The 11,304-nt window shown below is 67.0% G+C and carries 10 protein-coding genes; 4 read left to right on the top strand and 6 right to left on the bottom strand.

The genetic code is table 11. The features are described 5' to 3' along the window. From AC1DP9_RS24705 to AC1DP9_RS24695, 3 genes are all read left to right on the top strand, one after another. Positions 1-120: IS3 family transposase (locus AC1DP9_RS24705; RefSeq protein ID WP_477106011.1), on the top strand; the 120-nt coding region annotated here is incomplete at its 5' end. Positions 121-149: 29 nt separating this feature from the next. Next, positions 150-1,016: a LysR family transcriptional regulator gene (locus tag AC1DP9_RS24700; RefSeq protein WP_477108737.1), complete on the top strand. Its 867-nt coding sequence runs from the start codon at positions 150-152 to the stop codon at positions 1,014-1,016. Positions 1,017-1,167: 151 nt separating this feature from the next. Further along, positions 1,168-3,288, top strand: coding sequence for a TonB-dependent receptor (locus AC1DP9_RS24695; protein WP_092298667.1), 2,121 nt, complete (start codon positions 1,168-1,170; stop codon positions 3,286-3,288). A 94-nt stretch (positions 3,289-3,382) separates the two neighbouring features. Here the strand turns inward: AC1DP9_RS24695 and AC1DP9_RS24690 are convergent, their stop codons facing one another. Continuing rightward, entirely contained in the window at positions 3,383-4,357 is a 975-nt protein-coding gene (locus tag AC1DP9_RS24690) for a Bug family tripartite tricarboxylate transporter substrate binding protein (RefSeq protein ID WP_441592231.1), read from the bottom strand. Between the two features lie 198 nt (positions 4,358-4,555). Continuing rightward, on the bottom strand, positions 4,556-5,020 hold the full coding sequence (locus AC1DP9_RS24685; protein WP_477108736.1) for a DUF2147 domain-containing protein: 465 nt from the start codon (positions 5,018-5,020) through the stop codon (positions 4,556-4,558). 1,569 nt (positions 5,021-6,589) lie between these two features. Between AC1DP9_RS24685 and AC1DP9_RS24680 the strand changes: the two genes are divergently transcribed. Then, positions 6,590-7,228, top strand: coding sequence for a histone H1-like DNA-binding protein (locus AC1DP9_RS24680; RefSeq protein WP_477108735.1), 639 nt, complete (start codon positions 6,590-6,592; stop codon positions 7,226-7,228). 225 nt (positions 7,229-7,453) lie between these two features. On the opposite strand, the gene AC1DP9_RS24675 is transcribed toward AC1DP9_RS24680, so the two are convergent. The 4 genes from AC1DP9_RS24675 to AC1DP9_RS24660 all read right to left on the bottom strand — a co-directional run bounded on the left by AC1DP9_RS24675 (position 7,454) and on the right by AC1DP9_RS24660 (position 11,299). Next, the gene (locus AC1DP9_RS24675) at positions 7,454-7,933 is read right to left on the bottom strand and encodes an outer membrane lipoprotein (protein ID WP_477108734.1); all 480 of its coding nucleotides are present in this window, start codon (positions 7,931-7,933) and stop codon (positions 7,454-7,456) included. 98 nt (positions 7,934-8,031) lie between these two features. Beyond that, the gene (locus AC1DP9_RS24670) at positions 8,032-8,979 is read right to left on the bottom strand and encodes a carbohydrate kinase family protein (protein WP_092298678.1); all 948 of its coding nucleotides are present in this window, start codon (positions 8,977-8,979) and stop codon (positions 8,032-8,034) included. Positions 8,980-9,090: 111 nt separating this feature from the next. Next, positions 9,091-9,591: a thiol peroxidase gene (gene tpx / locus AC1DP9_RS24665; RefSeq protein ID WP_092298681.1), complete on the bottom strand. Its 501-nt coding sequence runs from the start codon at positions 9,589-9,591 to the stop codon at positions 9,091-9,093. A 76-nt stretch (positions 9,592-9,667) separates the two neighbouring features. Next, complete coding sequence (locus AC1DP9_RS24660) at positions 9,668-11,299, bottom strand: DUF3426 domain-containing protein (RefSeq protein WP_477108733.1); 1,632 nt, start codon at positions 11,297-11,299, stop codon at positions 9,668-9,670. Positions 11,300-11,304 lie beyond the last annotated feature (5 nt).

Raw genomic sequence — 11,304 nt, 5'->3', positions numbered from 1 at the left:
GAGGCATTCATGAACGAGCTAAACTCGTACATCCAGTGGTACAACGAGCGGCGCATCAAGTTGTCCCTGCAGGCGATGAGCCCGGTCGACTACCGGCGCCGCTTGGGAATCGCAACCTGAATCAGTCCAAGAAATCGTCCGCAGCCCCGTTGAAGACTTTCGTGACGGTGGCCGACAGCGGCAGCCTGTCTGCGGCGGCGCCGCGCCTGTTCCTGTCGCAGTCGTCGGTCAGCGAGCAGTTGCGCAAGCTGGAGGAGCGCGCGGGCGTGCCGCTGCTCACGCGCGGCAAGAAGGGCGCGGCGGTCACGCCGGCCGGTGCGCGGCTGTTGGAATACGCGCGCCGCATCCTCTCGCTGAACGACATGGCGATGCAGGAACTGCGCGGCCGCACGCTCGACGGCGAACTGCGGCTTGCCGTGACCGATTACTTCCGGCCGGGCGAGATTGCCGGCATGCTGCGCCGTCTGCGAGACCGCTATCCGTATCTGAAACTGCACGTCACGGTGATGAAGAGCGCCGCGATCGAGGCCGCCGCTGACTTGGACACCTTCGACATCGGCCTCAGCATGCGGCTGATCCGCGCAACGCGCGCCGAACGGTTAGAGCGCTGCGATCGTGCCGGCACGCTGTTGCGGCGCGAAGGGCTGGCCTGGGTGGCCGCGCCGGAGATCGCCGAATCGCCGCAGCCCACGCTGCCACTGGTGCTGCTGCCCGACACCTGCTCGATGCACCAGTTCGTGGTGCAACTGCTCATGCGCCGGAAGCGCGCGTTCGACATCGCCCACTCGGCGTCCGGCGTGGCAGGGCTGCACCTGGCGCTGGCGGCGGGGCTTGGCGTGTCATGCCTCAATGCGTCGGCCATCGGGCCGGGCGTGATGCCGCTCGATGCCGCCGCCGTCTCGCGCTGGCGCCTGCCGGCACTGCCCGATGCCGAGTTCTACCTGCTGCCCGCCCGGCGCGGCGAGAGCGAATTCATCGGCGAAGCGCGCCTCGCGCTGAGCGAGCAGCTCGGCTGACGGCTGTTATCGTTCGACGTAAATGCGCCGCAAGCGGCGCAAATATGCCTGACTTTGCATATTCTTCGCGTGATGCGTTGACCTCGCGTCCCCCACTAAATGATAATGCGTCGCATTTTCGTAAAAATATTACAACGCATTACAGGGAAATATGAGTCAAAAGCCACATGCGGTGCGGACTGCCGTCCTCGCACTGTTCGCTGCCCACGCCTTGCCTGCCGGCATCGCCCACGCACAGTCGGAAACCCCCGCGCCCGCGCCGCAGGAGCTGCCTGCGGTCACCGTCAAGGCGGACGTCAGCCGGGAGCTTGGCGCCGGCTACAACCCGCCCAACGCGGTCAGCGCCACGCGTACCGAGGCGCCGCTGCGCGACATTCCGCAGACCGTCAACGTGGTCACCAGCGAGGTCATGCAGGACCAGCATGCCAACTCGATGCAGGACGTCCTGAAGAACGTGCCGGGCGTGAGCTTTTCCACCGGCGACGGCCAGCGTGACCAAGTGTCGATCCGTGGCTTCTCGGCCATCGCCGACCAGTTCGTGGACGGCATCCGTGACGACGCGCTGTACTTCCGCGACCTCTCCAACGTCGACCGCGTGGAAGTCATCAAGGGCCCGGCCGCCGTGCTGTATGGCCGGGGCTCGTCCGGCGGCCTGATCAACCGCGTGACCAAGAAGCCGGGCATCGACGTGGCCGACTTCAGCTTCAGCTACGGCTCGTGGGCCGACAAGCGGGCCGAAGTCGACGTCGGCAAGGTGTTCGGCAACGGCGCCGCGGCGTTCCGCCTGACCGGCGCGCTGGAGGATGCCGACAGCTACCGCTCGCAGCAATTCCTGCGCCGCTCGGCGATCGCGCCGTCGCTGGAATTGCGCCTCGCGCCCCAGACCACGGTGTTGCTGCAGGCCGATTACCTCGAGGACAAGCGCGTCACCGACTTCGGCATCCCGGCGTACCGGGGCCGTCCGGTGAACGTGCGGCCCTCCACCTACTACGGCGCGGCCAACGCGCGCGATGTGGATACCTCGGAGTCGCGCGTGTACTCGGGCACGGCCACGATCAACCATCGCTTCAATGAGAACTGGTCGATCCGCAACGCCACGCGCTACTACCATTACTCGCTCGACCGTAACAACACGCTGTCCGGCACGGTCAACGAGGTGGCCCAGACCGTGTCGTTCAATCGTTCCAATGTGTATCGCGAAGAACACGGCTGGTTCAACCAGACCGACCTGACGCAGAAGGCCACGCTCTTCGGGATGCAGCACGAACTGCTCTACGGGGTGGAAGTCGGCCAGCAGAACAAGGACCTGGTCAACTACTCGCGCAACAACGTGGCCACGGTGAACCTGTTCAACCCGGTGCTGCCCGTGCTGCCGCTGCTGGTGGGCGGCACGCCATCGGCCAACAACCTCGGCATCTTCAAGACGCTCGGCCTGTACACGCAGGACATGATGACGCTGACCGAGCACTGGAAGGCGCTGGTGGGCGTGCGCTACGACCGCTTCGAGCAGGAGACCATCGAGCGCCGGCCCGGCCAGCCCAACCTGGCGCGCACCGACAACAACTGGAGCCCGCGCGCGGGGCTGGTGTGGCAGCCGTCGAAGGTGCAGTCCTACTACCTGTCGTGGAGCAAGTCGTTCCAGCCGTCGGGCGAGAACTTCTCGTTGGCCGCCAACAACGCCGAACTGGCACCGGAGACCACCAACAATACCGAGTTGGGCGCCAAGTACGACTTCCTGGACGGCAAGGCCAGCACCACGGTGTCGGTGTTCCGGCTCGAGCGCAGCAATATCAAGGTAGCCAACGCCACCGGCACGGCCCTGATGCCGATCGGCGAGCAGCGCACCGACGGCGTGGAACTGAGCGGCGCCGCCGAGTTGGGGCAGGGCTGGAAGGTGCTGGCCGGCTATGCCTACCTGGATGCCACGGTGACGAAGTCGACCGCCGCGCTGGAAGGCAAGCGCGCCACGCTGACGCCGCGCCACTCGGGCAACCTATGGCTGACCAAGTCGCTCGGACATGGCTTTGGCGTGGGTGGCGGCCTGAACCTCGTCGGCGCGCGCATGGCCGATCCGGCCAACACGGTCACGCTGCCCGGCTATGTCACGGCCGACATGATGGCCTGGTACCGCCGGGGCCCGTTCGAGGCCCAGCTCAATGTCTACAACCTCTTCAACCAGGGCTACATCGTCTCCGCGCACGGTTCGAGTCCGAACCTGAACATGCCCGGCGCGCCGCGTAGCGTGGTGGCCACGCTGCGGTACCGGATGTAAGCGGTGCCGGCCTCGCTGGCATAGCAGAAAAACGAAAACGGCCCGTCGATGCGGGCCGTTATCTCGTCACAGCGTCGTCACAGCGTTGTAATCGTTACTCGGCGGTCATGTGCGCGTTCTTCGCCAGCCGACCGAGCCGCTCGCGCTCGGCATGGATGAACGCGACGAAGCTCTCCACCGAGCCGCCCGCCGGCTCGATGCCGTTTGGCAGCAGCCGCTCGCGGATCTCCGGCGTCTGCATGCCGGCGGTCAGCTCCGCATTCAGCCGCTTGATGATCGCCGGATCCGTGCCCTTCGGCGCGAAGATGCCGGCCCAATGGCCGATCCGCACTTCGGGCAGGCCCTGCTCGGCCGTGGTGGGGATGTTGGGCGCGGCAGCCATGCGCTTGTCCCAGGTTGCGCCCAGCGCCTTGAGCTTGCCGGCCTTGATCTGTGGCAATACCACCACGCTGGCCTCCGAAGTCGCCGCCACCTGGCCGCCGATCACCGCCGTGATGCTCTCCGAGCCGCTCTTGTACGGCACCACGGTCAGCTGCGCGCCCTTCTCCTTGAGCATCTCCTCGACGAAGTGGGGCGTGCTGCCGCTGCCGGCGGTGGCGAACGGCGCGCCACCCTGCTTCTTCGAGTACTCGATCAGATCCTTGAGGTTGTTCACCGGCAGCGACGGCGACGCGACGATGACCGACGGGCTGACCGCGATCAGCCCAACCGGCACGAGGTCATCGGGCGCATACGGCATCTTCGTGCGAATCAGGCTGTTGGTGACCGTGCCCACGGCGCCCACCAGGAAGGTGTAGCCGTCCGGCTTGCTCTTGGCGACGTAGTCCGCGCCGACCACGCCGCCGGCGCCCGGCCGGTTCTCGATCACCACGGGCTGGCCGATCCGCTTGCTCACCGCTTCGGCCCCCGCGCGCGCGACGAGGTCGTTGGCGCCGCCAGCCGTGAACGGCACGACGAACTTGATCACGTGGTTGGGCCAGGCGTCGGCGGCATGGGCCGGGGCGGTGCCGCACAGCGCGGCGGTGGCGAGGGCGAGGGCCATCGCCCCGCCATGGATGGGGATACGCATGCTTGTCTCCGGTATCTGTTGTGGTGTGTACCAACGTCGATGGTACCGAATGCGGCTGTCAATTGCCTGACGGCGGATCAGCGCAGCGGGGAGGGCGGCCGGCGCCCGGGGCGGGCGGCGGCGCTATTCATGCTGTGCACAGTGTGACGGCAAGGAGGGAGAGGAKGGCGAGGACGGCGTGCGGGAACCGATGACGGGTCAATGATCGCGTTCCCAGGTCTGGGTGCGGCCGATCAGGCTGATGCCGATGAAGCCGCGCACGTTGAGCTTCTTGCCGTCGTCCGCCAGCGCCATCTTGCACTTGTAAAGCTTGCCGGTCTCGGGGTCGAGGATCTCGCCGCCGGTGTACTCGTTGTCGCCCGTCTTGCGCAGGCCCGTCAGCAGCGTCATGCCGATGACCGGCTGGTCCTTGCGGGCGTCGGTGCACTTGTCGCAGACCTTGGGTTTGCTCTCGGCGGTCTCCACCAGGCTCTTCACGAGGCGCCCGCTGTAGACGCCGTCCTTCTCGGTGATCTCGATCACGCCGCGCGGCTTGCCGGTGGCGTCGTCGATGGTCTTCCACGTGCCGGCCGGCGTGGCCTGCGCGAGCGCGACGGTGCTGGCGGCGAAGGCGGCCGCGAACACGGTGGCGCGCAGCAGCGTGCGTGGGAGGGAAATGCGCATGAGGGTCTCCTGGTTCAGTGTGTCGGGATGATGCGAAGGTGTCGCGACGCCAATCTACTGGCGCGCGCGCCGCGCCGCAATCACCACTGCGCGTTTGCGTACGCACCAGCGGTGCGCCGCCGTCCCCCGCAATCGACCGCCGTACGGGGGTTTGCGGGATTATGCCGTGCAGCATGCGACGCCGCGCGGCGAGGCCGAAGCATTCCTCTAAGGGGAACTCCGGGGTCGTCCGGGCGCCTGCGGACGCTCCGCCGGTACCTCATCGACACCCCATCGGCACGCTGTGTTCTCTGACCACGCAGCGCTGTGTCGCACGCACGCGGTGCGACGCTGCATCGGGTGTGTCGCGGGTGGTGTCGCGCGCTGTCGAAGCGATGCCGGCGCGTGTCGATGACGTGTCGAAGCGTGTCCAAACATCGTCATCGCATCGAGGACGGTGACAAACCGTTGCGTTGACGCATCACTCTTTCGTCGTACTCGCGCAACTGTCGGATCGACGCACGGCGGTGTCGGCGCATGTCCGACGCGATGACATCGAACCCTCGCGCATCGATGCGCGTGAAGCGTGCCGAGCGAGCGCCAGAGCGTCGCCGTGCGAGGCCATCGCGGCGTGCGCGTGCGCGGCCAGCATGCCGTGGCGAGGCACCGTGCGCATTACATGCCATCGCCGTGAAAGCCAACATCCATGCGGCTTTCCGGTGGATCGCGCGGCGCGCCGCCGTGCGTGTTGACGGCGCGTTCGGCAGCCTTCGACAGTGTGCGATCGAGGGCGGCGAGGTGTCACGCGAGGCTGTGCGACGCAGTGCGCGACGCCATCGAATCGACGCGCATCGACCTCGCGGAGGAACTTCGGAAGGCGTGTGGAAGTCGAGATGAACAAGCGTGTCGATGATGCTGTCATCGCGATGCGTGAGCGAAGTAGATCGACTCGCTCGCGCACGCAAGTTTTTTTGCACTTTTTTCTTAACATCATCGAACAAACGAATTATGATTCGCCTTGACAAGAGTCTCAGTTCATTGCATCGACGTATCGCAGCGACAAGCAACAAGCAACAAGCAGAAGCAACGATGATGGCGATGACTCGATGCAGTGAATGCGGGTAGCCGAGGAGCACCAGAACTTTGACGCAGACCAAGCCGAACCGGCTTCTCAAAACGCGTGCAGTCTCCTGTAGCCCAGTGACGGGATGGGCGAGCTACCCCCGAATGATTGCCGTCTGCCGTGCGCGAGGCCATGCCCGCACCGCAGGCCTGCTGACCGATATCTCCTCTTTCCTGGTCGTGCGCCGACATAACGGGCGGCGCGGGCCAATCGAATATTCCAGGGCGCGGCATGCCCCGGACACCCGCCTGCAGGCTGGCTTTGCCGCCCGCGGGGGTCCGTTGCGCTGCCGCTTGAACGCCGCGTGTCGCGGCATCCCTGTCACCGAATTCATTAGCGTGCGACCGAAGCTGTGCCGTGCGCCGATGAATCGCTCGCTCGACTGGAGTCACGCGGTATCGCGCTTCGGGTCGGTCGGGTCGCCATCCTAGGTCATTCGATATTTCACGCTAGTGAAGGAGTTATCCATGGCAACTGCTGCAAAGAAAAAGCCGGCGGCTAAGAAAGCCGCCAAGCCGGCCGCCAAGAAGGCCGTCGTGAAGAAGGTCGCCGCCAAGAAGGCTGCTCCGGCCGCCAAGAAGGCTGCTGCCAAGAAGGTTGCAACGAAGAAGGTTGCTGCCAAGAAGGTAGCCGCCAAGAAGGCACCGGCAAAGAAGGCCGCTGTGAAGAAGGTAGCCGCCAAGAAGGTTGCAACGAAGAAGGTTGCAGCCAAGAAGGTAGTCGCCAAGAAGGCAGCCCCGGCCAAGAAGGCCGCGGTCAAGAAGGTAGCCGCCAAGAAGGCCCCGGCCAAGAAGGCCGTTGCCGCCAAGAAGCCGGCCGCCAAGAAGGCTGTAGCCAAGAAGGCCGCTCCGGCCAAGAAGGCTGCACCGGCCAAGAAGGCTGCACCGGCCAAGAAGGCTGCTGCTGCGAAGAAGCCGGCTGCTGCGAAGAAGCCTGCTGCTGCCAAGAAGCCGGCTGCCAAGAAGGCTGCTGCGAAGAAGCCGGCTGCCAAGAAGGCGCCTGCTGCCAAGCCTGCCGCGGCTCCTGCCGTTGCACCCGCTGCTGCTGCAAAGACCGCGCTGAACCCGGCTGCGGCCTGGCCGTTCCCGACGGGTACCCGTCCGTAATCGCTTCGCCTCGTGCGAACGATCACAACTGGGAAGCGCCAGGGCACGCATCGCGTGCCGCACTGACCGGATACCTCGTATCCGGTCCGCAAGACAGCTGTCTTGCCGACCCGCCGATGGCATTCGCCCGGCGGGTTTTTTATCGCCCAAAGAAAAACGCCGCGGCCCGGAGGCGCGCGGCGTTGGGGTCGGGCACGGTGTGCCCGGTCCGGGTGCGTGGTGCGATCAGTGGGTCACGCGCGTCACGCCGCCCGAGGACAGCAGGCGCACGCGCTCGCCGGGTCGGAACGCCTCGTCGGCTTCCTGGGTGATGGCGCGCATCTCGCCGTTGTCGAGCTTCACCGTGATCTCCAGGCCGCGACGCTGCTGGATCTTGTTCTCCGCCGCGCTGCCGGCCAGGCCGCCGATCACTGCGCCCAGCAGGCCCGCCGCAATCGCGCCGTTGCCGCCGCCGATGGTGCTGCCCGCCGCGATGCCGCCGATGGCGCCACCGGCCAGCGTGCCCGCGCCGGTCTGCCCGCCCTGGATCAGCACCTCGCGCACGCCCTCCACCACGCCGTAGCGCACGGTCTGCTCACGCTGGGCCTGGCCCGAGGTGTAGACGCTGTTGGAGTTCGACCAGCTGGCGCAGCCCGAGACCAGGCTTGCCGCCACCAGGACGGCCACGCCGCCGGTGCGGACGATGTACGGCACGATGTTTCTCATGATTGACTTCCTTCCCGTAAAGACCCGCGCTCCGCGATGTCGGCGGATGCCGGCCGGGCGCCGCCGCCTTGTGGGCACGGCGCCGGGCAGCGTCCGGGTTACGCGTAGCGGTAACCGAATGCGGACTGGAACCGGTTGCCAATGTCCTCGCGCGAGAGCCAGTGGTTCTGCGGCCCCTGGCGGGCGATCTTGAGCGCGCCCATGAGCGAGGCGAGGCGGCCGGTGGTTTCCCAGTCCAACCCGTTTTCGATGCCGTAGAGCAGGCCGCCGCGGAAGGCGTCGCCGCAACCGGTGGGGTCGACGACCTGTTCGGCGGGCACGGCCGGAATGGCGTACTGCTGGCCATCGGCAAAGATGCTGGCGCCGCGCTCGCCGTGCGTCACGATGAACGCGCGAACCTTGGCGGCAACCTCGGCGCTGGTCCAGGCCGTGCGGGACAGCAGGACCTGCGCTTCGTAGTCATTGACCGTCACGTAGCTGGCGAGTTCAATGAACTGGCGCAGGTCTTCGCCGTTGAACAGCGGCATGGCCTGACCCAGATCAAAGATGAACGGAATGCCGGCTTCGGCGAACTGCTGCGCGTGGTGCAGCATGCCCTCGCGGCTGTCCGGCGCCACGATGCCCAGGGCGGGCTGGCGGCCGGCCGTCAGCGCATCCTGCACGCTGTTCAGCTGCGACTGGCTCATCGCGCCCGGGTGGAAGGCGGTGATCTGGTTGTTGTCGAGATCGGTCGTGATCATCGCCTGCGCGGTGAAGGTGCCCGGCAGCGTGCGGATGTGATCCGTGACGATGTCGAGTTTGCGCAGGTAGTCCAGGTACGGGCCGGCGTCCTCGCCCACGGTGCCCATCACCACTGGCTCGCCGCCGAGCATCTTGAGCGTGTAGGCGATGTTGCCGGCGCAGCCGCCAAACTCTCGCCGCATGCCCGGCACCAGGAACGACACGTTCAGCATGTGGATCTGGTCGGGCAGGATGTGTTCGCGGAAGCGCCCGTCGAACGTCATGATGGTGTCGTAGGCAACGGAGCCACAGATCAAGCTGGCCATTCTTCCTCGCAATCGAATACGGATGATACGGTTGAAAAAGACGCCGCCCGTGCGGAGACGGGCGGCGTTCGTACTTGTCAGATACCGGTGATGCCGAAGGCCTCCGGCAGCTTACTTCAACGCGGCCAGGGCGGCGTCGTAGTTCGGTTCTTGCTTGATCTCGGGCACGAGTTCGCTGTACTTCACAGCGTTGTTTTCGTCGAGCACGACCACGGCGCGTGCGGCCACGCCGGCCAGCGGGCCGGTCTTGATGTCCACGCCATAGGCGTTCTTGAACTCGGCGCCACGCATGGTCGAGAGCGGCACCACGTTGGCCAGGCCTTCGGCCGTGCAGAAGCGGCCCATGGCGAACGGCAGGTCGGCCGAGATGGTCAGCACCACGGTGTTGTCCAGCGTGCTGGCGGCTTCATTGAACTTGCGCGCGGACGCCTGGCACACCGGCGTATCCAGGCTCGGCACGATGTTCAGCACCTTGCGCTTGCCGGCGAAGTCGGCCAGCTTCACATCCTTCAGGTCCTTGCCCACGAGGGAAAAGTCGGGGGCCTTGTCGCCTGCCTGGGGAAACTTGCCGCCAACTTCGATGGCGTTGCCGCCGAGGGTCACATTGCTCATGGTCACTCCTGTACTGGGATGGGATGTTCGTCCGCGCTGCCCGGTGCGAACCGGCGGCGCGGCGGGGCGCTGGATATCAGGGGTAGAAGATCAGCACGCGGTAGTTGGCCGCCGTCTGGTCTGTCCGGAATCGTACCCGAACCGGCAGCTCGCTGCCCGCGCGCAGGCCCAGCGTTGCGAAGGCACGCTGCGCGGGCTCGAGGTATTCGGTCGGTTGCAGCACGCGGCGCAGCAGCAACTGGTCTTGCAGGTCGGTCATCACCAGTTCGATCGCGGGCAGCGCGGTAGTGGCGCGGCCCTGGTTACGCATGGTGACGGCGAGCTGGTAAACATCGGTCGCCTCGTCCTGTTTCTGAAGCTGGGAGCTGTCGATGCGCAGCGCTTCGAGGTCGCGCCAGGGCGGCACCTCGCAGCCAAGTGGCTCACAGGCGGCCTCGAGCAGCGGACGCAGCACCGGCACGCGGCCGGCCAGCTGGCTGCGGCCGAGGTAGGCGCCCTGCAGCAGCGCGCCGATGGCCAGCAGCACCACGGCGATGCGCACCCAGACGCGCTTGCTGACCGGCACGACCACCTTGGCGCGTGCCGGGCGCGCGCGTTCGCGGTCACGCGCGTGGCGCAGGAAATCGGGGGCGAAGACCGGGCCCGGCGATACCTCGCGGCGGATCCAGTGGCGCGTGGTGGATTCGCGTGCGATGGCATCGGGCGTGCCCTCGCGCGACGTATCGAGCGCATTGGCGCTGGCCGACGCGACATCGTCCTCCCCTTCACGCGCGAATTCCTCGGCCGGCGCCACGGTGGGATCGGCGGCACGCAGGTATTCGCTCGCGCTGCGTACCGGCTCGGTATGCGGGAAGGGGTTGGTCGGCGGCAGCGGCTCGGCCGCCTCCGGCGTGGGGCTGGGGGATGGACTCGAGGACGGCACCGGCGGCCACGCGGCCCTGGCGCTGTACGCGCCGGACGGCGGCGGGCTGGCCGACGCCGGGGCGAATGCCGCAGCGGGGTCGAGTGACGAGTGCGCCGGCACGGCCGGGGCGGGTGCCGCCGGGGCCGGGAGAGGTTCGCCAAAGGCCGAATGATCGAGGGTCGGCCAGGGTGCCGATGGCGCGACAGGCGCGGGCGCTGCGGCTTCCTCTATGGGCTCGGGCTCGGGCTCGGGTTCGGGTTCGGGTTCGGGTTCCGGCTCGGGCGCAACTTCCGCCACGGGCTCCGGTTCCGGTTCTGGCACAACCACCGGTTCCGGCTCGACTTCGTCCTCATGTTCCGGCGCCAGACCCAGTTCCACCTCCGGCTGCGGCGCCGGTGGCGCCTCGGGTGCCGGCTCTTGCCGTACCGGCGGCTGCTCGGCCTCCGGCATCATCATGGTCGGCGAATCGAGCGCCGGCACGTCATAGCCGGGATCGAAGCCCGGATCGAACGGCGTTTCCTGCGCATGGGCACGCGCGTTGGCCTGGGCCTGCTCGGCATGGGCCAGCGCAGCGGCCACGCTCGGGCCGGCAGTCGTTGACACCGTCGTCGGCACCGGCGCAGGCGTTGGCGCGGCAGCCGAGGCGGCCGGTACCGGCACTTCAATCAGGTGTTCGCGCGCGTCGAAGACGGTATCGCACTGTCCGCAGCGGACCAGGCCCTGGCGCAGGCGCAACTGGTCCGCCACAAGCCGGAACGCGGTGCGGCAGGCCGGACAACGCGTGACAAGCTTGGCGGCAGCCATGGTGT

The organism is Cupriavidus sp. 01L43 (genome assembly GCF_056399925.1).
Note: the sequence above shows the minus strand (reverse complement) of the source record. Positions and strands in the feature narration are given on the sequence as shown.

What these genes read in the sequence shown, in the direction of transcription:
- AC1DP9_RS24685 (WP_477108736.1), bottom strand. Translation starts at nt 5,020, where the DNA reads ATGCGCATTTCCCTCCCACGCACGCTGCTGCGCGCCACCGTGTTCGCG.
- AC1DP9_RS24670 (WP_092298678.1), bottom strand. Translation starts at nt 8,979, where the DNA reads ATGGCCAGCTTGATCTGTGGCTCCGTTGCCTACGACACCATCATGACG.
- AC1DP9_RS24675 (WP_477108734.1), bottom strand. Translation starts at nt 7,933, where the DNA reads ATGAGAAACATCGTGCCGTACATCGTCCGCACCGGCGGCGTGGCCGTC.
- AC1DP9_RS24690 (WP_441592231.1), bottom strand. Translation starts at nt 4,357, where the DNA reads ATGCGTATCCCCATCCATGGCGGGGCGATGGCCCTCGCCCTCGCCACC.
- AC1DP9_RS24660 (WP_477108733.1), bottom strand. Translation starts at nt 11,299, where the DNA reads ATGGCTGCCGCCAAGCTTGTCACGCGTTGTCCGGCCTGCCGCACCGCG.
- AC1DP9_RS24695 (WP_092298667.1), top strand. Translation starts at nt 1,168, where the DNA reads ATGAGTCAAAAGCCACATGCGGTGCGGACTGCCGTCCTCGCACTGTTC.
- tpx (WP_092298681.1), bottom strand. Translation starts at nt 9,591, where the DNA reads ATGAGCAATGTGACCCTCGGCGGCAACGCCATCGAAGTTGGCGGCAAG.
- AC1DP9_RS24680 (WP_477108735.1), top strand. Translation starts at nt 6,590, where the DNA reads ATGGCAACTGCTGCAAAGAAAAAGCCGGCGGCTAAGAAAGCCGCCAAG.